A 24,283-nucleotide genomic window follows, 5' to 3' on the forward strand; every position below is an offset into this window, starting at 1 on the left:
ATTCATTCAGCGAGGTTCTGATTTCCCCGTTATGGCTGACAATCATGTTTACCCGAAATTCGAGCGCGAATTACTGCACCCACGTTACTGGTTAACTTGGTTGGGGTTGGGAGTGCTATATATTTTAGTGCTTCTGCCCTATCCATGGCTGTATAAATTTGGAACGTGGTTAGGTAGAACCGCGATGAAATTTATGAAACGCCGGGTAAAAATTTCTCTACGCAATTTAGAGCTTTGCTTCCCCGAAATGAGTGACGCTGAGCGTAGAGCAAAAGTTGCCAAAAATTTTGAGTCCGTTGGTATGGGGCTCATTGAAACCGGTATGGCTTGGTTTTGGCCAACGTGGCGCATTAATCGCTGGTGCAAAGCTGAAGGCCTAGAAAACATCGCTAAAGCTCAGCAAGAAGGCAAAGGTGTATTGCTGATTGGTTTGCACTTCCTAACGTTAGAATTGGGCGCACGTATTTTTGGCGTTCATAATCCTGGCGTCGGTGTTTATCGTCCTAACGACAATAAAGTTGTGGACTGGATGCAAACTTGGGGACGCCTGCGTTCCAATAAATATATGCTCGATCGTAAAGACGTTAAGGGCATGATCCGCGCCCTCAAAGAGGGTGAGATCGTCTGGTACGCGCCCGATCATGACTATGGCCCACGTAGCAGCGTTTTTGTGCCTTTGTTTGCCGTTGAACAAGCTGCCACCACAACCGGCACTTACATTCTGGCTCGCATGGGCAAACCGGCCATTATCCCGTTTAACGCAGTTCGAGCAGAAGACGGCAGCGGCTACACCATGGTGATTCAGCCACGGTTAGAAGATTTCCCATTGGAAAACGAAACCGTCGCCGCTATCGCTATGAATAAAGTCGTCGGGCAAGAGATCTTACGCGCGCCCACCCAATACATGTGGATGCATCGCCGCTTTAAGACTCGCCCCAAAGACATGCCTTCACGCTACTAGCTCAGAGAACTCAAGCTTATTGCTTAAATAGATTTCAAAGAAGATAGGTTTCAGGGAAGAAACCACTAATAACCAAATATTAGAAAATCCATCGCGCCCACGATATCGTCTCGGCAATACCCCAAATCATCGACCTGCTCTCCTAGCTGCGACAGCGCGACTCCAGCCATCTGCGGCGTCATCAATAACACCTCATGTTCTTCGATCTTAAAGCTCAGGATCAGTCGCTCTTGTTCAGCCAACGATGATGCGGTTTTTAGCCCTAATGGGATAACCATTCGGGTCGCCAGCGACGATAAAAAGTCGTGCTGAACATCCAACAGATACGGGAATCGTTTAGCAGAAGTCCGATCTCGGTTTTTATAGACGGCAAACTGGCTCATCAAAAAGACCTCAGGCCATCGCTGAATACGCCATTCTCTTCAACATCCTGATTATAGGCAGCAATGCTTTGTTGATGGTTATCAAGCCACTGTTGCTGCCCTTCTGCGATGACAACCTGCTGCAAAGCCTCTTCCATCACGGCAGATAAATTGATGTTGAGTGCTTTAGCCTGCTGAATCAGTCCCTGATCGATGCTCACATTCACCGCCTTTTTACTTCCCGTCAGAAGCGTTCTACGTTTCATCACGAAACTCCATGCGCATAATTTATGCGCATTATAGAGCAACAAAAAGAGAAACGGTTGAAATTTGCGCACAGCTTCGCAAAGATTTTATTCTCTACTCTAACCACGTCGCCCAGCTACGGCGCACCTGTTCACGCTCAGCAACAAATGCATCCAGCCCGACGGCACCCGACTGCTCTTGCAGAGCTAAATGATGGATCGCATCACGCATCGTCACATAGGCCTGCGTCAGCGCCGCCGCTTCTTCGTCTGACATAATGTTGTAGTTGGCCATTAGCTCAAAAATACGCACGTTGTCTGACCAACGCGTGAGTCGGGGTTCTTGCGAGGCATAGTTAAGCACCAGATATTGAGCGATAAATTCAATATCCGTAATGCCTCCTTCATCGGCTTTAATATCAAACTGGTCGCGATGCTTGCCGCCCAGATGCTGGCGCATTTTTTCACGCATTTCACGGACTTCAGTCTTTAAGGTGTTCGTTTCTCTTGAACGACACAATATCTCATGACGGATCGCATCAAACTGCTGATGGATTTGCACGTCACCATAAACAGGACGAGCACGTACCAAGGCCTGATGTTCCCACGTCCACGCTTCGTTTCTCTGGTACTCGCCAAAGGACTCAACGGTGCTCACCAGCATACCAGAGGCCCCTGAGGGGCGAAGACGGGCATCCACCTCATACAAAATCCCTGATGAAGTCCGCGTGCTAAACAGATGCATAATGCGCTGCGCCAAGCGCAGATAGAACTGACGGCCATCAATGCTGCGCTCGCCGCTGGTCATCACATCAGCAGGACAATCGAGCAAGAAAACAAGATCGAGATCGGAGCTATAACCTAGCTCCCAACCGCCCAGTTTTCCGTAGCCGAGCACCGCAAACCCTCTCCCTTCACGCCCTTGTAGATGCGTCGGCTGACCATAACGCCCAACCATATGTGTCCATGCCTGCTGCACTACCGCATCAATCATCGCCTCAGCAAGGTAGGTGAGATGATCGCTAACTTTCATCACCGGCAGTGCCCCTGAAATATCGCTGGCAGCAATTCGCAGCTGATGCGCATGTTTAAACTGTCTCAGCGCCTCAAGATTCTGTTCTTCATCATCAGCCGGAACCCGCATCAAATATTGGCGCAGCTCATCACGATAGGCATCTTGGGGAACAGGTTGATATAAGGTGTTCGGATCGAGCAATTCATCCAGCAGCAGCGGATAGCGTGCCAGCTGCGTCGCGACCATCGGCGATGCCGCGCACAGGCGAATCAGTTGACTCATCGCTGCGCGATACTCCACCAGCAATTCCAGATACGTGGTGCGCGTGACGATGTTGAGCAATAGCGGAGTTAAACGTTGCAGCACGCGGACCGCGTCCTCTCTGGCACAAACCTCACCAAGTAGCGCTGGCATCAGTTGGCCGAGCACTTCGCGACCACGGGGTCCGATGGTGCGCTTATCCACATCGCTGCGGAAGTCATTGATACAACGCAGCAATAGCTGCCGAGACTCGCTCTCTAACTGCGGCGTGAAGGGGTCGAGATCGCGTTCATCCAGCAAATCTTGCCACAGAGCGGCAAACTGCTCACGCGGTGCTTCCGCACTTTCTTCTTCGCTCTCATCATCGCCAATTAATTCGTTAAAAATAGCCCGCACAGCCAACATCTTTTGCTCTAGCTGCGCCATCAGCTGTGCCCAATCCGCAACGCCCATTCCCCAAGCTAAGCGAGCCTGATTCAGTTCATCGTTGGGCAGCGTTTGGGTTTGTTCGTCATTGATAGCCTGAAGGAGATTTTCCAACCGGCGTAAAAACAGATAACTTTCAGTCAGTTCTGCAACTTGTTCAGTCTTGAGTAAGCCAAGCTGACCAATTGCCAACAGAGAGGGCTGGAGCGCGCGCTGCTGTAAAGACGGTTCACGCCCGCCGCGAATCAGTTGGAAAACCTGCGTGATAAATTCAATTTCGCGGATACCACCAGCACCCAGCTTAATATTATCTTTCAGGCCTCTGCGGCGAACCTCACGGGCAATCATGCCTTTCATGTTGCGCAGCGACTGAATGACGCTGAAATCAATATAACGGCGGAAGACAAATGGGCGCAGAGTACGGCGTAGCTCTTGGCTATAGGCGTCTTCATTGCCGCCCATCAGACGCGCTTTGACCATCGCATAGCGTTCCCAATCACGCCCTTGTTCTTGGTAGTAATCCTCAAGCGCGGCAAAACTCAGCACTAACGGGCCACTATCTCCAAACGGGCGCAGGCGCATATCAACACGATAAACAAATCCATCTACCGTGGGCTGATCGAGCGCTTTGATCAAACGCTGTCCCAAGCGGGTGAAAAACTGGGCATTGTCTAACTCACGCCGTCCACCTTGCGTCACTCCGCTTTCAGGGTAAGCAAAAATCAGATCGATATCCGATGAAAAGTTCAGCTCACCGCCGCCTAATTTCCCCATGCCTAAAATCAACAAGGGCTGTGGTTCACCTTGCACGTTGCACGGCGTACCCCATTCAGCACAGCAGGTTTGATATAAACGATCGCGCGCAGTAATAATCAGCGTTTCAGCCAGTTCGCTTAATTTGCGCAGCGTATCACCCGTTTCACAGAGTTTAAGCGATTGCATCCATGAAATTCGTGACAGCATATGACGCCGAAACAGCCGTAGCACGCGCATCAAACTCACTTCATCATTAGCGTCGATTAATTGTTCATCCAACCAATGAGCATAATTTTTCCACTCATCAGGCTGGGGGGAGTGTCATGCAGTTGCTGCCACCATTCGGGATGCGCGATAAAGTTTTCACTCATGAAATCGCTCAGCGCCAGCGCGCTGCGGTCTTCAAAAGAGGAAATAACCAAACGCTCCGAGATTTGCGCGGCCTGAGCCTCAAGCAAAGGGGGAAGCACGCGAGAAGCAGACTCAGACATAAACACTCCCTGAATAAACGCCTATTTGCAGACGAAAACGATGATGTAGTAAGTTATTCTGTCTCCTCCCTAGCCTCAGGGAGGAGAGCCAATTAGCCTATCCAGCTAGTCGTTGACGGAAGGTTTTTGAGTACCATTTAACCAGAATGTAGGCTGATCCATTGCATGCTTACGTGTAGATTCAATGTAGGCATCTTGCTTCTGAATAATCGCCTGCTGCAGCGTTTGCCAGCCAGATAAATACTCCGCTACAGCTTCTTCAGGGTAGGCCCCTGAAAGCACATGGAACAGCAGCAACTGACGAACCAAACGCACATATTTGTCCTGATACTCGCCGCCGTGCTGTACATGTTCAAAGGCTTCTTTCAATTCAGCACCGGTACGCCCCAGCATGATATCGGCGAAGCGTTTGAACGAGCCATTTAGCTTGGTTTGCGTTTTATCAGTAACGAAAGAACGCCATTCTGCGGTAGCTATCCAGCGAGTAAGCGCTAACTGGGTATTCAGATACAGCGGGCTAAAGCAGACTTTTTTAGCGTCGAGACGCGGCGTTGCCAACTGCTCTTCTAGCTCGGTAAGACCCGCGCGCAGCGCAGTGCTCGCCTTACGCGGCACCAAGCCGCCAAATAACGCAAAAATCTGGCGTAGCAGCTCGATTGCCTCAAGCACGGTTTTTTGGGCTTTACGGTCACCGTGCAGCCAAACTTCTTCATTAGCCTGCCAGTGGCGCAGCGCGAAGGTAAAGGCATCGCTCATGCCCTGTTCAACGCTAGCCTTTGGCGCAACTTTTAGTATGCCTAATGGAACGATCTGTCGATCCGGATTGCCTTTTGCCAAGTGATAACCACGTGCGGCCTTGCTCAAGCTACCTAAACGCAGACCACCTTCTGCCGTGAGTTCTTGGGCAAAAGAGAGCAAATCTTCGCGGCTACCTGATTTCAGCTCCAGTTCGATTTCATATAAAGGCTCGCTGAGCTCACCAGCTTTCACTTCGCCCTGATCCAGCGCCACCTCAATCTCACTCGAACGGTAAGTAACCACCCACTTTTCTCGGGTGAAATGCGTGCTAAACACCGGTGAAAGCGCAGCTTGAAGCGCCTGAAGATCGCAGCCTTCTGGCCATACTTCCGCAGGAAGCAAATGAATGTCTAATTCAGCGGCCTTGAGGTCAACGTTAAATTCAGGGCGCTGATGCAACCCTCCCACGGTTTTGCCCGCGGTTTTAAGCGTCATTTCGTAACGATCGCCGTATCCGCGAATGCGCAAACCTATGTCATAACTACGCAAGGTGTTATCGGCAGTTTCATAATAGATATTGGTGAGTTTTTGCGCCGCAGTATGAACATTTGGCCACGGAGCCAAACGCTGAGAAAGTTGTTCCGCTACTTCAGGAGTAGCGATGAATTTTAGTTCGATTTCGACGTTCATAGCTTCGGTCATAATTGGTTCACATTAAGGTTTTACCGAACTATATCAATAAGTTCAGGCTGAAATACAAAAATGGTGTGCAACATAAAACACATCAGTTAACATGCGCACCCTTCTGACAACTTTTGCGCAGAAAACCATCAAAAGGTGCATGAGTGATGCCAGTAAATACTATATTAGGATTGTTTGCCAAGTCTCCCCTGAAACCACTTCAGGAACATGCCAGCAGCGTGCACCAATGTTGCTCGCTGCTCGTCCCTTTCTTTCAAGCCACGGCTCAACAACAGTGGGAAAATGCTCAACATCTTCGCGAGCAAATTTCCATGCTGGAAAAACAGGCTGATGCGCTAAAACGAGAAATTCGCCTCAAGCTACCACGCGGACTGTTTTTACCGGTGGATCGAACCGATATGCTCGATCTCGTGACTCAGCAAGATCGTTTAGCTAATCGCGCTAAAGATATTGCTGGCCGAGTTATCGGCCGCCATCTCATGGTACCGGAATCAATGCAAACCGACTTCATGGTTTATTTGCAGCGCTGCCTAGATGCTACCACGCAGGCCAATAAAGTGATCCACGAACTGGACGAACTGTTAGAAACCGGCTTCCGCGGGCGCGAAGCATCATTGGTTGAGCAAATGGTGATGGAGTTGGATCACATTGAAGATGATACCGACCATCAACAAATCTTGCTGCGTCAGGCATTGTTGGCGCTCGAGCCACAGTATAACCCTATCGATGTGATGTGCCTGTATCAGGTCATGGAATGGATCGGCAGCCTTGCCGATGAATCACTGCGCGTGGGGTCACGCCTTGAGCTTATGTTAGCTCGCACGTAGTCATGGGTTTCTCACTGTTAATTTTAATCTTTTGATATTTTGGACTAACACAAATGGCAATTATTGCTGACCACGGCACTTTGCTGATTTTCATCGCGGCATTTTTCGGCCTGCTGATGGCGATTGGTATCGGGGCTAATGACGTTGCAAATGCAATGGGCACCTCCGTTGGCGCTCGCGCAATCACCGTCCGTCAGGCGATTATTATCGCCATGATTTTTGAATTTGCCGGAGCCTATCTGGCCGGTGGAGAAGTTACTCAGACCATCCGCAACGGCATCATTGATACCAGCGCGTTCAGCGCACAGCCAGACGTGCTGGTTTTCGGCATGATGGCATCATTGCTGGCGGCGGGGATCTAGCTCATCGTAGCCTCAATGATGGGCTGGCCAGTTTCAACCACGCACTCCATCATTGGCGCTATTATTGGCTTCGCCTGTGTTTCCGTTGGGCCAGACGCCGTGGAATGGGGTGGCGTAAAAGGTATCGTGGGCAGTTGGGTTATTACTCCGCTGATTTCTGGCGTGGTGGCTTACGGTATTTTCCTCAGCGCCCAGCGTTTAATCTTTAATACCGATAATCCTTTCGCCAATGCACGCCGCTATGGCCCGATTTATATGTTTTTGACCTCATTGGTTATTCTGTTGGTCACCATCAAAAAGGGCCTTAAACACGTTGGGCTGCACCTGACCAACGGTGAAACATGGATCATCTCGATTGCGCTATCTCTGTTAGTGATGATCGGTGGTTATTTTTACCTATCCCGTAAATCATTCACCGATACTTCCGATGAGGAAGACCATTTCCGAGGCGTAGAGAAAGTTTTCAGTTTGCTGATGGTGATTACCGCGTGTGCCATGGCATTTGCCCATGGTTCAAACGATGTCGCCAACGCGATTGGCCCATTGTCGGCCATCGTAGCCATTGTGCACGATCCCTTAGCGCTCGCCTCCACGTCACCTATCGTCTGGTGGATATTACCGCTAGGCGGCATAGGCATCGTGGTTGGGCTGGCATTAATGGGGCGACGCGTGATGGAAACCGTGGGCAGCGGCATCACCGATCTTACCCCGAGCCGAGGCTTTGCCGCTCAGTTTGCGACTGCGTCTACCGTTGTGATTGCCTCTGGAACCGGATTACCGATTTCCACCACGCAAACGCTGGTGGGTGCGGTGTTAGGCGTGGGGTTCGCTCGTGGTATTGCGGCGTTAAATCTTAACGTGGTACGCAACATTGTGGCTTCGTGGATTATTACCCTGCCAGCTGGCGCGGGGCTATCTATCGTGCTGTTTTATATTTTACAGGCACTGTTTGGCTAATTCGTGCTTTTCGTCAAACCGTCGATGAAAGCCAAATAAATAGATGAAACATCGGGCTTGATAAGCAATTATCAGGCCCATTAATTTTTAGCCATGCATTCCAAACAGTGTAGCGACCCGCTTTAGAAGTCAGATAGTTCCCATTTCGGATTTTTCATTGCGTCGCCACACTGTTCCCCGTACTATTTTGTCTCTTCACCCACTTAAAAATGAAAATCAGATGCATAAATTTCGCTTAGTTTGTTTAACACTACTCGCCACCTGCTTCACGCTGAATGCTCACGCTGAAGAGAAGCGCTACATTTCCGATGAGCTGAATACCTACGTTCACAGCGGCCCAGGTAATCAGTATCGTATCGTTGGAACATTAAATGCGGGTGAGGAAGTTGAACTACTGAGCGTTAACGCGGACAACAAATATGGTCAAGTGCGCGATGCCAAAGGCCGTACCGTGTGGTTGCCGATGGAGCAGCTGAGCACTGAGCCGAGCTTACGTAGCCGCGTGCCAGAATTAGAGCAGCAGGTCAAAACGCTGACCGACAAACTGACCAATATCGATAACAGCTGGAACCAGCGTACCGCGGAAATGCAGCAAAAAGTGGCCAACAGCGACAGCACTATCAACGGCCTAAAATCAGAAAATCAAAAGCTGAAAGAACAACTCTCCAGCGCACAGAAAAGCGTTAGCGCCATCAACACTCAGCTAGATGATAAAAAGCGCGGCATCATTATGCAGTGGTTCTTATACGGCGGCGGCGTTGCCGGTGGCGGCTTACTGCTAGGCTTACTGTTGCCTCGTTTAATTCCACGACGCAAAAAAGATCGTTGGATGAACTAATCTATTCATAGAAAACGCCGCTTGCGGCGTTTTTTTATTTCAGTGCACGGTGCGTTTGTCGTAACCTGTTTGTCATAACCTATAGTTAACAAATCATCTTATCCAAATAACTGTGTTATGCCTTTCACCTCTCGGATTATCCAATCACGAAGAATGTGAAAGGCGTCTGTGAGGAAGTGAGTTTGAAGATTTTTTTGGTCGGCGGAGCCGTCCGCGATAAGCGGCTGAATTTACCCGTTTATGACCGTGATTGGGTCATCGAAGGTGCAACACCTGAAGAATTAATAGCACAAGGTTTTCAGCAGGTTGGTAAAGACTTCCCCGTTTTTCTGCACCCGAAATCCCGCGAAGAATACGCGCTAGCACGCACCGAGCGTAAATCAGGCCACGGCTATACCGGTTTCGTCACCTATTTCGCACCTGACGTGACCCTAGAGCAAGATTTGTTGCGCCGCGACCTCACCATCAATGCGATGGCTGAAAGCGCTGACGGAACGCTCATCGATCCTTACGGTGGCCTTAACGATCTTAACAACAAGGTTCTACGCCACGTATCAGATGCATTTCACGAAGATCCGCTGCGCGTATTGCGCGTTGCACGCTTTGCTGCTCGCTTTGCTCATCTGGGCTTTCACGTCGCGCCGGAGACAATGGCGTTGATGGCACAGATGACGGCGGATAATGAGCTACAAAATCTGACGCCTGAGCGAGTTTGGCGCGAAACAGAAAAAGCGTTAATCACGCAGAGCCCACAGGTTTATTTCCAAGTGCTGCGTGACTGCGGCGCGTTAGCCGTATTGTTCCCTGAAATCGACAATCTCTTTGGCGTACCGGCCCCCGAAAAATGGCATCCAGAAATTGATACGGGGATTCATACGTTGATGGCATTGGCTATCGCAGCCGAGCTTACCGATGAGATCGACGTGCGTTTCGCTACGCTAACGCATGATTTAGGCAAGGGATTAACGCCGCCAGAGTATTGGCCACATCACCACGGTCATGGGCCTGCGGGCGTGAAATTGGTTGAAGCGCTTTGCCAACGTTTACGCGTCCCCAACGCCATTCGTGAACTGGCAAAAATCGTCGCCGAGTATCACGATCTGATCCATACCGTGGAGAAATTGCGGCCCGTCACGCTGCTTAAGCTATTTGATTCTATTGACGTTTGGCGCAAGCCACAGCGTTTGGAACAAATGATTATGTCCAGCGAAGCTGATGCCCGAGGGCGTACTGGATTTGAAAATAATCCCTACCCGCAAGGCGATTACCTGCGTGCAGCCTGCAAAGTGGCAGAAAGCGTATCTGTTCGTGAAGTTGTTGATGCCGGTTTCAAAGGGCCTCAAATCCGTGAGGAGCTGCAACAGCGCCGTTTAAATGCGCTCAAAGAGTGGAAGCAAGACGTCTCTCCGCAAGAAGAAAACCGCGATTAACGCCCACAAAAAAGGCCTCGGTAAAAACCGTAGGCCTTTTTAGTCACTCAGTACACCTTTTTACAGGAATACCATGTAAACCACCGCGGCAACGATAAAACGGTAAATCGCGAAGGGAACAAAAGAGATCCGTTTAATCACGCTCAAGAACGTTTTGATCGCAATTAATGCCACAATAAACGCCGTAACAAAACCAACCGCAAACATCGGTAAGTCAGCCATAGACAGGAACGGCAGGCTCTTATACAGCTCTAACGCGGTTGCGCCCATCATCATTGGCACCGCCAAAATGAATGAGAATTCAGACGCGGCAAAGCGGCTTACGCCCATTAACATCCCGCCTGAAATGGTCGCGCCTGAACGAGAGAATCCCGGCCAAAGAGCCAAACACTGAAAACAACCAATCATAAATGCCTGACGATAGGTGATATCGTCTAGCCCAACCGCACGAGGCTGCTTTGGTTTAAGCCATTCCGCCGCCAGCAGCAGGAAACCACCGACGACCAGCGCGTACACTACGGTTCGCGGCGCAAACAAGGTTTTTATCGCATCGTGGAACACCAGCCCCAACACCACCGCAGGGATCATCGCAAGCAGGATATGGCCTAATGTCAGATGCCCTTGGGTTTTGCCCTCATGCACCGGTGGCTGACCAAAATGAATGCCAATCAAACCAAAGAGACGACGCCAGAACATCACGACAACCGCCAAAATCGAGCCTAATTGGATGATGACTTCAAAGGTCTTTGCCTTATCACCTTCAAATCCAAGCCAGTGTCCGACGATAATCATATGCCCCGTCGACGATACCGGCAGAAACTCTGTAACACCTTCAACAACCCCAAGAATAAACGCATTGATCAGCAAATGCAGATCCATAAAAGTACTACCCTTTTCAAAAGCGCTACGCACGCAAAAAAGTGACGCAAGAGCGTCACTTATGAAGTATGACTGTGACTAGGCTAAATCAATAAAGTTTCGCCAATATGACATTTAAATCTCATTGAGCTGATTGATTAAACTCGCTTTCCACGCTCAATCTGCACGCCGACACTTTTCGCATGAGCTACGGCACCCGGTTTGCTGACTTTGATGCGAACCCAAGGGCTATTAAATTTATCCATCAGCATCATCGCGACTTCTTCAGCCACGCGTTCAACCAGCGCAAACTGGTTAGGTTCAACATGTTTAATGATAGCGTCACTCACATCGGCGTAGCTAAGGCAGTCTGACACATCATCACTTAACGCCGCTTTGCGGTTATCCCACGCCAGCTCAACGTCGAATACAAGCTTCTGGCGAATGGTTTGTTCCCAGTCATAAACACCGATTGTGGTGATGACGGTTAATTCTTCAATAAATACGATGTCCATCACGTGATTCTCTGTTTTTGCCTTTGGTTGGATACCACTTCTGTTTGAATGTGCGTATTATCCACAGATATGGTTGTTAAAACGACCCTTGCCCTTTATACCCTTTTATATCTTTTGATATATACCCTAAATCATTCGAGTTCAGAAAACGGCAAGCGAAGAGTATAGACATCGCAACGGTAACTTGAAGGGTGATGGGGACAAAACAACATAAGACGGAGCTGAGTTATGAGTGCGACTGCGTTAGGCATGATTATTCTCGCGTATCTGTGCGGCTCCATTTCCAGCGCTATTATGGTCTGTCGTGTCGCAGGCTTGCCCGATCCTCGTGAGAACGGCTCTGGAAATCCGGGAGCCACCAATGTGTTACGCATTGGCGGTAAGGCCGCAGCCGCCGCGGTACTAATTTTTGATGTGCTTAAAGGCATGTTGCCGGTTTGGCTCGCCTATAAGTTTGATGTTGCCCCGCTTTATCTCGGGTTAACTGCTATTGCGGCCTGTTTAGGCCACATCTATCCGGTATTCTTCCATTTTCGTGGCGGGAAAGGCGTGGCTACGGCGTTCGGTGCCATCGCGCCAATTGGCTGGGACCTCACCGGTCTAATGACGGTAACATGGCTGCTGACCGTTGTGCTGAGTGGATATTCTTCCTTAGGCGCCATCGTTAGCGCGCTGGTTGCTCCGTTTTACGTATGGTGGTTCAAGCCACAGTTTACGTTCCCAGTGGCGATGCTTTCCTGCTTAATTTTGATGCGCCATCACGACAATATTCAGCGCCTGTGGCGCGGGCAAGAAACCAAGATCTGGAAGAAGCTCAGGAACCGCAAAAAAGCCGCTACCCCAGCGACAGAAGAAATTCAGGAAGAAAAACCGAGCGACAAATAGCAAAATGGCGACCCTAGGGTCGCCATTTTCATGTTTATTTTTGGGGTTACACCGCAGGCAATTCAGCCAAAGGCCAGCGCGGACGAACCGAGACACTTAAATCCGCATTCACGCCGCTTTTCAAACGCACCAAGCCCGCATAAGCGATCATCGCGCCGTTGTCGGTACAAAACTCAGGGCGCGCATAAAAGACTTCGCCACCGCGTTTTTTCATCATCTCAGCCAAACGAGCACGCAAAGTACGGTTAGCGCTCACGCCACCCGCCATAACCAAACGCTTGAAACCGGTTTGTTCTAAGGCGCGCTTACACTTAATTGCCAACGTATCTACTACGGCATCTTCAAATGCACGGGCAATATCGGCACGGGTTTGATCATCGGATTCGTTATTACGAATCGTATTTGCCGCAAATGTTTTCAAACCGGAGAAGCTAAAATCAAGTCCAGGACGATCGGTCATTGGACGCGGGAAAACAAAGCGCCCTGCTTCACCTTGCTGCGCCATTTTCGACAGCATCGGGCCGCCAGGATAGTCTAATCCAAGAAGTTTGGCTGTTTTATCAAATGCTTCGCCAGCGGCGTCGTCAATGGATTCGCCCAGCAATTCATACTGACCCATACCGGTAACGCTAATCAGCTGGGTATGACCACCTGAAACGAGCAGTGCGACGAAAGGAAACTCAGGCGGATTATCTTCCAGCATCGGCGCCAGCAAATGGCCTTCCATATGATGAACAGGAACCGCAGGTAAATCCCACGCAAAAGCCAGCGCACGCCCAACGGTGGCACCAACTAATAAAGCCCCAACGAGCCCAGGACCGGCGGTATACGCTACACCATCGAGATCTTTTGCCGTTAAATTAGCTTCTTTTAATGCGGCCTGAATCAGGGGAATTGTTTTGCGCACATGGTCGCGAGATGCCAGTTCAGGGACAACGCCACCGTAATCAGCATGTAGTTTTATCTGGCTATACAACTGGTTAGCCAAAATACCTTGTTCATCGTCATAAATGGCGATACCGGTTTCATCACAGGATGTTTCGATGCCCAGAATGCGCATGGCGGCTCCAACAACTTTTCTCCAACAACTAAGGTGGCGCATAATAGCACAATTCGGCTATACTGTTCCGCTTTCGTGCTGTGGCAAATTAACCGACTAAAAACCACCTGCTATCCTTGGTTTAACAACTTGATAGTCAGAATCCTGTGGACATTAGCGCATCATTGCTTTACAAAGCGGTGCTGTTCGGATTAAAATTCCGCACCATTTTTGAACAGCTGACACTAGGTCAGCGAAAAGACCGATTTATATCGAGGTGAGAGGCACATGCCGGTAATTAAAGTACGTGAAAACGAGCCGTTCGACGTAGCTCTGCGTCGCTTCAAACGTTCATGCGAGAAAGCGGGCGTTTTAGCTGAAGTTCGTCGTCGTGAATTCTATGAAAAACCGACTACCGAACGTAAACGCGCAAAAGCGTCTGCAGTAAAACGTCACGCCAAGAAACTGGCTCGCGAAAACGCACGTCGCACCCGTCTGTACTAGTTTGTTCGGGGTGAAAGCCCCAACAAATGGTCCACAGACCATGTTGTTGTCTGTCGGAGTAGTGTTTTAAGTAGCTCTATTTTGATGTGCAGTAACATACGAAGGCCGTGCCTTCCGAAAGGAATGCGCGGCTTGTTCTCGTTTATAGGCTGAAAAATTGTCAACGCTGCTGGCGGTTTTTGCAGTCGCGCAAACAGACTAAATGTAAGGGCTTATGGCAGGACGAATCCCACGTGTATTCATAAATGACTTGCTAGCTCGGACCGATATTGTCGATCTGGTCGATGCGCGTGTGAAGTTAAAAAAGCAAGGCAAGAACTATCATGCCTGCTGTCCATTCCATAACGAGAAAACCCCTTCATTCACCGTGAACGCGGACAAACAGTTTTACCACTGCTTTGGCTGTGGAGCCCATGGTAACGCCATCGACTTCTTGATGAACTACGACAGACTTGAGTTTGTTGAGAGCGTTGAAGAGTTGGCCACTATGGCAGGTTTGGAAATTCCTTACGAAGCAGGAACCGGTCCAAGCCAGATTGAGCGTCACCAGCGTCAAAATCTGTATCAGTTGATGGATAGCCTTAGCGCTTTTTATCAGCAGGCTTTACGTCAACCAAGCAGCCAATCAGCGCAGCAATATTTAATGCAGCGCGGACTGAGCCAAGAAATCATCGACCACTTTGCTATCGGCTATGCACCGCCGGGCTGGGATAACGCGCTTAAACGCTTTGGACGCGATCTCGCAAGCCGCACAGCGCTTAATGATGCCGGTATGCTGGTTAATAATGACAATGGCCGAACTTACGACCGCTTCCGCGACCGCGTGATGTTCCCTATCCGCGATAAGCGTGGACGCGTTATTGCTTTCGGTGGCCGTATATTGGGCGATGGTACGCCAAAATACTTAAACTCCCCCGAAACAGATATTTTCCATAAAGGTCGCCAGCTTTTCGGCCTGTATGAAGCACAGCAACGCCATCCAGAATTGGCTAAGTTGCTGGTTGTTGAAGGTTATATGGATGTGGTGGCACTCGCGCAGTTCGGCATTGATTATGCCGTCGCTTCGCTGGGGACTTCGACAACATCCGAGCACATTCAACTGATGTTCCGCACCACGGATACCGTGGTGTGCTGCTACGACGGCGATAACGCCGGACGTGAAGCCGCATGGCGGGCGCTGGAAACCGCGCTGCCGTTTTTATCCGATGGTCGGCAGTTGAAGTTTATGTTCCTGCCCGATGGTGAAGACCCGGATACGCTGGTGCGCAAAGAAGGCACCGCAGCATTTGAACAACGCATTGAACAGGCCCAGCCGCTGTCAGCATTCTTATTTGATACGCTGATGCCGCAGGTCGATTTGAGTACTCCCGATGGGCGTACTAAGCTGAGTGCTTTGGCCTTGCCGCTGATTGGACAGATCCCAGGTGAAACCCTAAGGTTGTACCTACGGCAGTTTTTAGGTCAGAAGTTAGGCATTCTCGATGATAGCCAGCTTGAAAAACTGCTGCCACGGCAGGCCGAGTCAGCAAATAGTTACCAGCAGCCTCAGCTAAAACGCACGACTATGCGTATACTTATAGGATTACTGGTACAAAATCCATCACTGGCGGCTGAAGTCCCTACGCTTGAAGGCTTGAGGGAACATCAACTGCCTGGATTGCCATTATTTATAGAATTGGTTGAAACCTGCCTAGCGCAGCCAGGATTAACAACGGGTCAGTTGATTGAGCTATACCGTGATAATAAATATGCCCAACAGCTTGAAACTTTAGCAACCTGGAACCACATGGTTATTGAGGACATGGTTCACCAAACGTTCGTCGATACATTAGGCAGTCTGTATGACTCCATGCTCGAGCAACGTCAGGAAGAACTCATCGCGTTGGATCGAACCCAAGGCCTAAACGCCGATCAACGACGAGAACTATGGGCACTCAACCAAGCATTAGCAAAAAAGAGTTAATCAGCAAAATTACCTATTTATTTTAATCGTACCACCCAGTGTGAACGAGGAATGGCAAACACTTCCCAAACCGACAACACATTAGGTTAACGATTAAAAACTGAATTACGGCTTAAGTGCCGATGAAAAGCGGGGACAAGCCCCCGTATAATGCCGCAATACCGGGGAGCGGCGCGCAATGAAAAAAACCCGTGTCAGTTATTGTTGGCGGTTCTGCTGCCCAACACCGATTTAAACTCTGAAGTGTGGATACCGTCTTATGGAGCAAAACCCGCAGTCACAGCTAAAACTTCTTGTTACCAAGGGCAAGGAGCAAGGCTACCTGACCTATGCTGAGGTCAATGACCATCTGCCGGAAGATATCGTCGACTCCGACCAGATCGAAGACATCATCCAGATGATTAATGACATGGGTATTCAGGTGATGGAAGAAGCACCTGACGCCGATGATTTGATGCTGGCAGAAAACATTGCTGACGAAGATGCTGCCGAAGCTGCTGTGCAGGTATTATCAAGCGTAGAATCCGAGATCGGCCGCACGACTGACCCCGTCCGCATGTATATGCGTGAAATGGGTACCGTTGAACTTCTGACCCGTGAAGGCGAAATCGACATCGCTAAACGTATCGAAGACGGTATCAATCAGGTTCAGTGCTCTGTTGCCGAGTACCCTGAAGCAATTACTTATCTGCTTGAACAGTATGATCGCGTCGAGGCAGAAGAAGCGCGTCTGTCCGATATCATTACCGGTTTTGTCGACCCTAACGCAGAAGAAGATCTGGCGCCAACCGCGACCAACGTCGGTTCTGAGCTCTCTTCAGAAGATCTGAATGACGACGATGAAGAAGAAGACGAAGACGACGACAGCGAAGATGACAACAGCATCGACCCTGAACTGGCGCGTCAGAAATTCTCTGAACTGCGTGAGCAGTATGAAAAAACACGTGTTGCGATCAAAACTCATGGCCGCAGCCACGCGAAAGCAGCAGAAGAGATCCTGAATCTCTCTGAAGTTTTCAAACAGTTCCGTTTAGTGCCTAAGCAGTTTGACTATCTGGTCAACAACATGCGTCAGATGATGGATCGCGTTCGTACACAAGAACGTCTGATCATGAAGCTGTGTGTTGAACAGAGCAAAATGCCGAAGAAAAACTTCATCACCCTGTTCACCGGCAACGAAACCAACACAACTTGGTTCGAAGCAGCGCTGGCTATGGCTAAGCCATGGGGCGAGAAGCTGAAAGACGTGCGTGAAGATGTTGAACGCAGCCTGCAAAAACTGCATCAGATCGAAGAAGAAACCGGTCTGACTATCGAGCAGGTTAAAGACATCAACCGTCGTATGTCTATCGGCGAAGCTAAAGCACGCCGTGCGAAGAAAGAGATGGTTGAGGCGAACTTACGTCTGGTTATTTCTATCGCGAAGAAATACACCAACCGTGGGCTTCAGTTCCTGGATCTGATTCAGGAAGGTAACATCGGTCTGATGAAAGCGGTTGATAAGTTTGAATATCGCCGTGGTTATAAGTTCTCCACCTACGCAACATGGTGGATCCGTCAGGCGATTACCCGTTCTATCGCGGACCAGGCGCGTACCATCCGTATCCCGGTACATATGATTGAGACGATTAACAAACTCAACCGTATTTCCCGTCAGATGCTGCAAGAGATGGGCCGTGAGCCGACGCCGGAAGAACTGGCTGAACGCATGATGATGCCAGAAGACAAGATCCGCAAAGTGCTGAAAATTGCAAAAGAGCCGATCTCAATGGAAACCCCAATCGGTGATGATGAAGATTCACATCTGGGCGATTTCATTGAAGATACCACGCTTGAATTGCCGCTGGACTCTGCAACCTCCGAGAGCCTGCGTTCTGCAACACGTGACGTTCTGTCTGGCCTGACCGCGCGTGAAGCGAAAGTCCTGCGTATGCGTTTCGGTATCGATATGAATACTGACCATACTCTGGAAGAAGTGGGTAAACAGTTCGACGTTACCCGTGAACGTATTCGTCAGATCGAAGCGAAGGCACTGCGCAAACTGCGTCACCCAAGCCGTTCTGAAGTATTACGCAGCTTCTTGGACGATTAATTTCTTCCACATCGCGTTAAACATAAAAACCCGCTTCGTGCGGGTTTTTTATTGCATCAATATCATCGCTTATTGGCCAAGCGCATCATTGAGAACCCGATAGCTCGCCACCAGTTCATCAACGGTGATGCGGCTCAATCCACTCGGGTTTGGCAGTACCCAAATTTGAGTTTTCCCAATCGTCTTCTCTTGGCGACCCCACTCCACCTTGCGAATGCCAAATGCCTGCGTGTACGCCTGTTTACCAAGGATGGCGATAGATTGCGGCTGATAGCGCAAGATCTTCTGCTCAAGCGCGTCACCGCCCGCACGTAGCTCTTCACGCGTCACTTCCGCGGCCGTGACGGTTGGGCGAGAAACTAACGCCGTGATACCACAGCCGGTATCCAATAAATGCTGCTCATCCTGTGGAGCTAGCTGACGCTGAGTGAATCCCGCCAGATGAATAACTTTCCAGAAGCGATTTGTCGGATTAGCAAAATGAAATCCCTGATGCGCCGAACTTAATCCCGGGTTAATCCCACAAAAAATGACACGAAGGTCGGGAGCTATTATGTCCTGAAGCATCTGTCTTACATCCTATTCAATTTACGAATGACTAAGATCTTACAGAAATTACAATGATCTAGCTATGCTCAAAAAAGCTGCAACCGCCACAAAGCTACTGGATCTCATGCCCGCTTTTACTCTATAATCCCCGCCACTCGGCCCCTTAGCTCAGTGGTTAGAGCAGGCGACTCATAATCGCTTGGTCGCTGGTTCAAGTCCAGCAGGGGCCACCAAATTTTAGATTTAGATTCAGTCATTTAAGCCACTTCTTATGAAGTGGCTTTTTTGTATCTACTTTTCAGTGACGGTAAAATGGCGGTCTATTGCACCACTAACAGGATGCGGTGGAGCAGGATTTATGTTTCCTAACGTCACGATAAATCGTTCCATGCTCTCCATAGTGATAAAGGTACAGCTACAATTAATATTCTGGCACTGATGATAGCGCTCTTTGTATTTTTGCTTAGATATCGGGAAAAAAGATTAAAAGGTGAATACGCCCGTTCAAATAGGGTAAAAGAGGTATCACCTCGAACGTTGAATCTTGAGCTAGCTTACTTCCGGGCTGTGTTCAATGAGCTAAATCACCTCGGAGAGTGGAAAGGTGAAAATCCGCTAAAAAATATGCGCCCTTTCCGCACCGAAGAAATGGCTTGGCTAACTCAAGAACAAATTGCACTGCTGCTCGCAGAGTGCAAACGCCATGACCATCCAGATTTAGAAATGGTAGTTAGAATTTGCCTTGCCACCGGCGCACGTTGGTCTGAGGGCTAAGGAAAAGCCAGCTCGCAAAATACAAGATCACTTATACCAATACAAAAGGTAGAAAAAACCGCACCGTACCCATTAGCAAAGAGCTTTATGACTCTTTGCCTGATGATAAAAAAGGTCGGTTATTTAGTGATTGTTATGGCGCGTTCCGATCTGCATTGGAAAGAACAGGCATCGAATTACCAGCAGGACAACTTACTCACGTATTGCGCCACACCTTCGCCAGCCACTTTATGATGAATGGTGGTAATATTCTGGTCTTACAGCGTGTACTCGGCCATACAGACATTAAAATGACCATGCGATATGCACACTTTGCTCCTGATCATTTAGAAGATGCGGTAAAGTTAAATCCTTTATCATCAATGGCTACTGCACATACGACTCTAACAGCTGAATTGTGAAAAAATAATATTGGAGATTTTATAATGATAATTGGAATTTTTTTAAGATACTTTAAAACATACAGTGGTACAAACTATATTCCGCTTTCTAGTGGGAGCAATTTTTGCGGATTAATCGGAAACAATGGGATAGGCAAAAGTTCAATTTTAGAATCATTAGACTCATTCTTTAACGGAAAGAGCTGGAATATTAACACTGGACTAAAAAAGGCATCAGCAAATACGGCAGGCTCTCATATAGTTCCAGTATTTATGATTAGAAAGGAGGAACTACCAGAAAGGTTTCATGAAACAGCAAGTCGTTTAACGGAGCTCACACTTAATTTTGATGAAAAAAGTAGCGGCACACCAATGACACCAACAACCAGACCGCTTGTTAATGCCTTCATGGAACATATAGATAAAATAATAAGAAACAATAAGGTAGATGATTTTTTCATCATTCCCTTGGGGCATGATTCATCGGGAAATCCAAGCATCTCAATGTTAAATTGCAAGCAACTTACGGAAATGCTGAACCTCGATGAGGAATACATTGAAAATAATAGATTAACAACCATAGGTCTTATTCATAATTTTTACGCATTATCAATGTTTCTAAAAGAAGAATACGAATTTATTTATATACCAAAAGATATAGATCCTGAAACTTTCACAAAACTTGAAACTAGTGAGATACAAAAACTTATGGGCGAAAGCCTTGAGCAGATTATCAAGGAAAAAATCCCTAGTGATATAATATCTAAAATAAATACAGAGTTAAATTCATTTATATCTCAAATTGAAAATGAACTACAAGTATATAGTTATAGAACATCAGGCGATAGACAGCAAAACCTTAAAAGAAGAGATATATATAACTTAATTATCGATGCATTTTTTAGAATAAGAAAACTTAACAAAAGAGACTCATCGAATTGGATCGAAATAAACTCATTAAGCTCTGGTGAAAAACAAAGAGCCATCATTGATATAGCTCACGGTTTTTTAACAAACCATCGTGAAAATGGAGACAAATTAATAATAGGCATTGATGAACCTGAGTGTTCCCTCCATATGTCAGCATGTTTTGAACAATTTGATAATTTATATCAAATAAGCAGAAATTGCCGCCAATTGATATTTACAACGCATTGGTATGGATATCTACCTACAGTAGAGGATGGATGTTCAACATCGATTATAAAAGAAAACCTCACCCATCACTTTGCATTATATGATTTAGCTGGTTATCGTGAAGAAATAAAAAAGAAAAATACTGAATCAAAAAATCGAATGCCTTATGATATCCGGTTAAAGAGTACAAATGATTTAATTCAATCAATAATATCTAGTACACTTTCAGAAGAGCCATATAATTGGTTAATTTGTGAAGGTTCGACAGAAAAACTGTATCTTGGTTATTACCTTCGTGACTTAGTTGAAACAAAAAAATTGAGAATAGTACCTGTTGGCGGTGCTAAAGAAGTAAAAAAAATATTTCAATTATTAGAGGCTAGCCATGATGATCTTCGAAAGGATATCAAAGGGAAAGTTTTTTTGCTATCAGACACTGATAGGGAGCTTATAAACTATCACGTAAATCAAATAGAAAAAATAAAATGCAAGCGCGTCATTAACGATCCGGTGACAAACACTACAACACTAGTAGATATACACTCCAATAAAGTTTCTCCACCGACAGAAATTGAAAATTGCCTTAATGGCTCAATTTTTATTAGCGCTTTGCTACACTTTATACACAATCATGAGCAATTTGAATATTTAGATGAGCTATTATTAGGAGAGAAAGATTCTGAAACTAATTTAAATTCTTATTACACTATGGATTTACGCCCTAAAGAAGAGATTATATTAGATAAGTTTTTCAATACAGAAGGTATAAAATATGCTTTTGCGAAAAAATATATCTCCATTGATAAATATCTAAAAGAGAAAAAAGGTATAAATACTCCTACACCAGCGTGGATCGAAGAGATAAGGAGCTTTTTCGAATAACCCCTTCCCCTTTCTTATACACAAAAAAGAGGGGTTAACACTGAGTTCTCTCACCTCTTAGTTAGATAAGAGGTGAGAGTTGTTTAGGCATAGCTAAATGGCGATAAAGTGGCAATATAAATTAAATGGCTAAAACAGGTAATCTCCGGCAAAAAATTCAACCTATCTAAATGATAAATAAAGTAAAGTATTGATTATTCGTTGTTACAGTAGGAACTCATAATCGCTTGGTCGCTGGTTCAAGTCCAGCAGGGGCCACCAAATTTTAGTTTTAGATTCAGTCAGTTAGGCCACTTCTTTCGAGGTGGCTTTTTTGTTTCTAGGGGGGTAGTGTCCCCTTTTTGTCCGCCCATTTTATTTTGTCCCTTCTAATGACAGGCATCCCCCACTTTCTCAGGGCGAAAAAAAAGCCGCTAAGCGGCTTTTTTTCTACATCCAGCACATTTTTTGCTATCCCGCCTACAGCAGAGTGAAGATAGGATATCGGGGGGTAGACCCGGTAAGCGAAACGCCACCGGGCAATACCCACCAGGCAAACTGGAGCAGTAGCAGAGACGGGATGTTAAAACGTCTCCCACTCCTCATTGTCATCCACTTTCGCTGGGCGTGTTTCCATCACAGGTTCCGCCTTCGGCTTCGGTTTAACCACTGCTTTAACCACTTTTGGCTCTGGCATTTGAACTCGCTGGTTATCCTTGAGGGTGAACACCGAAACAGCCTGCATCAGTCGGCCTGCATGTTCTTCCAGTGCCGCTGCCGCTGCCGCGGATTCTTCAACCAGCAAGGCGTTCTGCTGGGTGACCTGATCCATCTCAGATACCGCTTGGGCAACCTGCTCAACCCCACGGCTCTGCTCATCAGAAGCGGAAGCAATCTCACTCATAATATCGGTAACACGGGTCACGGAGCCGACAATCTCACTCATCGTTTCACCGGCGGTTTCCACCAGTGATGAACCGACTTCTACCTTCTCGACAGAATCGTCAATCAGCGCTTTGATCTCTTTCGCGGCTTCTGCACTACGCTGTGCCAGATTACGAACTTCACTCGCTACCACCGCAAAACCACGCCCCTGCTCACCGGCACGAGCCGCTTCCACCGCGGCATTCAGTGCCAGGATATTCGTCTGGAAAGCGATACTATCGATAACACTCGTGATATCGGCGATCTTCTGTGAACTCTGGGCAATACCGTTCATGGTATTCACCACATTATCTACAACCTTGCCGCCACGCTGGGCGATTTCGGATGTACTCAGTGCAAGCTGGCTAGCCTGCGAAGCGTTATCGGCGTTCTGTTTCACCGTCGCGGTCAATTCTTCCATGCTCGCGGCCGTTTCTTCTAACGCCGCAGCCTGCTGCTCAGTACGGGAGGACAAATTGGTGTTATCTACGGCGATCCCGTTCGCACCCGCGTAGATCGAATTAGCACTGCTGCGCACGTTGCTCACGGCTTTAACCAGAGCTGACTGCATATCTCTCAGGCCAGCTGCAAGCTGCCCCATTTCGTTGGTACCTTCAACTTCAACTTCATGGGTTAAATCGCCATCGGCAACATAGAGAATGCTGCCAAGCAGACTTTTCAGCGGGGCAACCAAGATTTTCTGCATCCCAAACCACATACCAATCGTCATGGTGACAGTCGCGATGATCACCGAAAGTAAAATGGTGGTCGCCAGGCTATGAGAGTTTTGGTTGGCAACAATCGCTTCCGCGTTGATACGATTGTTATCAGCCCGATAATTCATATAGGTACGCTCAAAATCGTCCTGATATTTTTGCGTAGGCTGATCGAGGAAAGCGGTAATATTGCCCGCTTCAAGCAGTTGGACCAGCTCAACCAGTGCGGCATGGAAAGTGTCATATGCGCGATCAATATCACTCGACAGATTCTCACTTTGCCCTGAACCGCGTGGCAGCGACTGATAAGTTTTCCAACTTTTATCAACCGCAGCCAGATGTTTCTTTGCTTCTACCATCAACTCATTGACGGAAACTGCGGTCGCAGCCCCACCGCTTTGCATCACTAAAAAACGAGAGCCAGCACGATTCAATGTGTTTCTCATTTGCAGCAGTGAAATCCAGGATGCATTAAGCTCTGACTCTTCATTATTAATCGTTTGCTGTGTAGAAAAACTATCTTCAGCGCTAGTAATAATATTAAAAACAAACCCACCTGATGCAATTTGCAGTACAGCAAACACAACCAGAGAAATCATGAAACACTTAATTATACTGACTCGAGATAGCATAATGCACCCCTCCTTGTTGGACATATAACTAATATCGGATGATGAAAAAAAAACTGTTGGATAAATTATTTACATTGATACAA

17 protein-coding genes, 1 tRNA gene and 4 pseudogenes are annotated in these 24,283 nt (G+C 47.8%); 12 read left to right on the forward strand and 10 right to left on the reverse strand.

Annotated elements, in window-relative coordinates:
* The first annotated feature begins 31 nt into the window (after positions 1-31).
* A complete protein-coding gene (locus DSM2777_RS22200; protein ID WP_061555170.1) occupies positions 32-961 on the forward strand; it encodes a Kdo(2)-lipid IV(A) acyltransferase in 930 nt (309 codons plus the stop codon).
* 65 nt (positions 962-1,026) lie between these two features.
* On the opposite strand, the gene DSM2777_RS22205 is transcribed toward DSM2777_RS22200, so the two are convergent.
* The 4 genes and pseudogenes from DSM2777_RS22205 to DSM2777_RS22225 form a co-directional block, all read right to left on the reverse strand.
* Positions 1,027-1,344, reverse strand: coding sequence for a CcdB family protein (locus DSM2777_RS22205; protein WP_046459190.1), 318 nt, complete (start codon positions 1,342-1,344; stop codon positions 1,027-1,029).
* Entirely contained in the window at positions 1,344-1,589 is a 246-nt protein-coding gene (locus tag DSM2777_RS22210) for a type II toxin-antitoxin system CcdA family antitoxin (RefSeq protein WP_061555171.1), read from the reverse strand. Before DSM2777_RS22210 ends, DSM2777_RS22205 begins: the two co-directional genes overlap by 1 nt.
* A 94-nt stretch (positions 1,590-1,683) precedes the next feature.
* Positions 1,684-4,517: pseudogene (gene glnE, locus DSM2777_RS22215) on the reverse strand (bifunctional [glutamate--ammonia ligase]-adenylyl-L-tyrosine phosphorylase/[glutamate--ammonia-ligase] adenylyltransferase).
* A gap of 105 nt (positions 4,518-4,622) precedes the next feature.
* A complete protein-coding gene (locus tag DSM2777_RS22225) occupies positions 4,623-5,945 on the reverse strand; it encodes a CYTH domain-containing protein (RefSeq protein WP_174521890.1) in 1,323 nt (440 codons plus the stop codon).
* 158 nt (positions 5,946-6,103) lie between these two features.
* Between DSM2777_RS22225 and DSM2777_RS22230 the strand changes: the two genes are divergently transcribed.
* The 4 genes and pseudogenes from DSM2777_RS22230 (at position 6,104) to DSM2777_RS22245 (ending at position 10,371) form a co-directional block, all read left to right on the forward strand.
* Positions 6,104-6,784: a TIGR00153 family protein gene (locus DSM2777_RS22230; protein ID WP_046359360.1), complete on the forward strand. Its 681-nt coding sequence runs from the start codon at positions 6,104-6,106 to the stop codon at positions 6,782-6,784.
* A gap of 155 nt (positions 6,785-6,939) precedes the next feature.
* Positions 6,940-8,103 (forward strand): annotated as a pseudogene (locus DSM2777_RS22235) (inorganic phosphate transporter).
* A 220-nt stretch (positions 8,104-8,323) separates the two neighbouring features.
* Positions 8,324-8,941, forward strand: a complete 618-nt coding sequence (locus DSM2777_RS22240) for a TIGR04211 family SH3 domain-containing protein (protein WP_061555174.1) — start codon at positions 8,324-8,326, stop codon at positions 8,939-8,941.
* Positions 8,942-9,123: 182 nt separating this feature from the next.
* On the forward strand, positions 9,124-10,371 hold the full coding sequence (locus DSM2777_RS22245; RefSeq protein ID WP_061555175.1) for a multifunctional CCA addition/repair protein: 1,248 nt from the start codon (positions 9,124-9,126) through the stop codon (positions 10,369-10,371).
* A 60-nt stretch (positions 10,372-10,431) separates the two neighbouring features.
* On the opposite strand, the gene bacA is transcribed toward DSM2777_RS22245, so the two are convergent.
* Together bacA and folB are read right to left on the reverse strand one after the other, a co-directional pair.
* Positions 10,432-11,250, reverse strand: a complete 819-nt coding sequence (gene bacA, locus DSM2777_RS22250; protein WP_043490814.1) for an undecaprenyl-diphosphate phosphatase — start codon at positions 11,248-11,250, stop codon at positions 10,432-10,434.
* Positions 11,251-11,387: 137 nt separating this feature from the next.
* A complete protein-coding gene (gene folB, locus DSM2777_RS22255; RefSeq protein WP_046459197.1) occupies positions 11,388-11,744 on the reverse strand; it encodes a bifunctional dihydroneopterin aldolase/7,8-dihydroneopterin epimerase in 357 nt (118 codons plus the stop codon).
* Between the two features lie 228 nt (positions 11,745-11,972).
* Between folB and plsY the strand changes: the two genes are divergently transcribed.
* Positions 11,973-12,629 carry a glycerol-3-phosphate 1-O-acyltransferase PlsY gene (gene plsY / locus DSM2777_RS22260; protein ID WP_046459198.1) on the forward strand — a complete coding sequence of 219 codons (657 nt, stop codon included), beginning with the start codon at positions 11,973-11,975 and terminating at the stop codon, positions 12,627-12,629.
* A gap of 46 nt (positions 12,630-12,675) precedes the next feature.
* Here the strand turns inward: plsY and tsaD are convergent, their stop codons facing one another.
* Positions 12,676-13,689: a tRNA (adenosine(37)-N6)-threonylcarbamoyltransferase complex transferase subunit TsaD gene (tsaD, locus tag DSM2777_RS22265; protein WP_025799017.1), complete on the reverse strand. Its 1,014-nt coding sequence runs from the start codon at positions 13,687-13,689 to the stop codon at positions 12,676-12,678.
* 267 nt (positions 13,690-13,956) lie between these two features.
* Here tsaD and rpsU point away from each other — a divergent pair, with 267 nt between their 5' ends.
* From rpsU to rpoD, 3 genes are all read left to right on the forward strand, one after another.
* On the forward strand, positions 13,957-14,172 hold the full coding sequence (gene rpsU, locus DSM2777_RS22270; protein WP_001144069.1) for a 30S ribosomal protein S21: 216 nt from the start codon (positions 13,957-13,959) through the stop codon (positions 14,170-14,172).
* Between the two features lie 214 nt (positions 14,173-14,386).
* A complete protein-coding gene (gene dnaG, locus DSM2777_RS22275) occupies positions 14,387-16,135 on the forward strand; it encodes a DNA primase (protein ID WP_046459199.1) in 1,749 nt (582 codons plus the stop codon).
* Between the two features lie 259 nt (positions 16,136-16,394).
* Positions 16,395-18,227: an RNA polymerase sigma factor RpoD gene (gene rpoD / locus DSM2777_RS22280; RefSeq protein ID WP_025799013.1), complete on the forward strand. Its 1,833-nt coding sequence runs from the start codon at positions 16,395-16,397 to the stop codon at positions 18,225-18,227.
* 69 nt (positions 18,228-18,296) lie between these two features.
* On the opposite strand, the gene mug is transcribed toward rpoD, so the two are convergent.
* Positions 18,297-18,794: a G/U mismatch-specific DNA glycosylase gene (mug, locus tag DSM2777_RS22285; RefSeq protein WP_061555176.1), complete on the reverse strand. Its 498-nt coding sequence runs from the start codon at positions 18,792-18,794 to the stop codon at positions 18,297-18,299.
* Between the two features lie 139 nt (positions 18,795-18,933).
* Here mug and DSM2777_RS22290 point away from each other — a divergent pair.
* Positions 18,934-19,009, forward strand: a tRNA-Ile gene (locus tag DSM2777_RS22290).
* Between the two features lie 58 nt (positions 19,010-19,067).
* Here the strand turns inward: DSM2777_RS22290 and DSM2777_RS23985 are convergent.
* Positions 19,068-19,252, reverse strand: a pseudogene (locus DSM2777_RS23985) (ogr/Delta-like zinc finger family protein); the annotation flags it as partial.
* Between DSM2777_RS23985 and DSM2777_RS22295 the strand changes: the two are divergent.
* A pseudogene (locus DSM2777_RS22295) lies at positions 19,242-19,951 on the forward strand (phage integrase); the annotation flags it as partial. The pseudogenes DSM2777_RS23985 and DSM2777_RS22295 overlap by 11 nt on opposite strands.
* 24 nt (positions 19,952-19,975) lie before the next feature.
* On the forward strand, positions 19,976-21,949 hold the full coding sequence (locus tag DSM2777_RS22300) for an AAA family ATPase (protein ID WP_061555177.1): 1,974 nt from the start codon (positions 19,976-19,978) through the stop codon (positions 21,947-21,949).
* Between the two features lie 562 nt (positions 21,950-22,511).
* Here the strand turns inward: DSM2777_RS22300 and DSM2777_RS22305 are convergent.
* Positions 22,512-24,200, reverse strand: a complete 1,689-nt coding sequence (locus DSM2777_RS22305) for a methyl-accepting chemotaxis protein (RefSeq protein ID WP_061555178.1) — start codon at positions 24,198-24,200, stop codon at positions 22,512-22,514.
* Positions 24,201-24,283 lie beyond the last annotated feature (83 nt).

It is taken from the genome of Obesumbacterium proteus (assembly GCF_001586165.1).
Classification (GTDB): Bacteria; Pseudomonadota; Gammaproteobacteria; order Enterobacterales; family Enterobacteriaceae; genus Hafnia; species Hafnia protea.

Excerpts from the sequence above, each read along its gene's own strand:
- DSM2777_RS22200 (WP_061555170.1), top strand. The coding sequence starts at position 32 with ATGGCTGACAATCATGTTTACCCGAAATTCGAGCGCGAATTACTGCAC.
- DSM2777_RS22205 (WP_046459190.1), bottom strand. The coding sequence starts at position 1,344 with ATGAGCCAGTTTGCCGTCTATAAAAACCGAGATCGGACTTCTGCTAAA.
- DSM2777_RS22210 (WP_061555171.1), bottom strand. The coding sequence starts at position 1,589 with ATGAAACGTAGAACGCTTCTGACGGGAAGTAAAAAGGCGGTGAATGTG.
- DSM2777_RS22225 (WP_174521890.1), bottom strand. The coding sequence starts at position 5,945 with ATGAACGTCGAAATCGAACTAAAATTCATCGCTACTCCTGAAGTAGCG.
- DSM2777_RS22230 (WP_046359360.1), top strand. The coding sequence starts at position 6,104 with ATGCCAGTAAATACTATATTAGGATTGTTTGCCAAGTCTCCCCTGAAA.
- DSM2777_RS22240 (WP_061555174.1), top strand. The coding sequence starts at position 8,324 with ATGCATAAATTTCGCTTAGTTTGTTTAACACTACTCGCCACCTGCTTC.
- bacA (WP_043490814.1), bottom strand. The coding sequence starts at position 11,250 with ATGGATCTGCATTTGCTGATCAATGCGTTTATTCTTGGGGTTGTTGAA.
- folB (WP_046459197.1), bottom strand. The coding sequence starts at position 11,744 with ATGGACATCGTATTTATTGAAGAATTAACCGTCATCACCACAATCGGT.
- plsY (WP_046459198.1), top strand. The coding sequence starts at position 11,973 with ATGAGTGCGACTGCGTTAGGCATGATTATTCTCGCGTATCTGTGCGGC.
- tsaD (WP_025799017.1), bottom strand. The coding sequence starts at position 13,689 with ATGCGCATTCTGGGCATCGAAACATCCTGTGATGAAACCGGTATCGCC.
- rpsU (WP_001144069.1), top strand. The coding sequence starts at position 13,957 with ATGCCGGTAATTAAAGTACGTGAAAACGAGCCGTTCGACGTAGCTCTG.
- dnaG (WP_046459199.1), top strand. The coding sequence starts at position 14,387 with ATGGCAGGACGAATCCCACGTGTATTCATAAATGACTTGCTAGCTCGG.
- rpoD (WP_025799013.1), top strand. The coding sequence starts at position 16,395 with ATGGAGCAAAACCCGCAGTCACAGCTAAAACTTCTTGTTACCAAGGGC.
- mug (WP_061555176.1), bottom strand. The coding sequence starts at position 18,794 with ATGCTTCAGGACATAATAGCTCCCGACCTTCGTGTCATTTTTTGTGGG.
- DSM2777_RS22300 (WP_061555177.1), top strand. The coding sequence starts at position 19,976 with ATGATAATTGGAATTTTTTTAAGATACTTTAAAACATACAGTGGTACA.
- DSM2777_RS22305 (WP_061555178.1), bottom strand. The coding sequence starts at position 24,200 with ATGCTATCTCGAGTCAGTATAATTAAGTGTTTCATGATTTCTCTGGTT.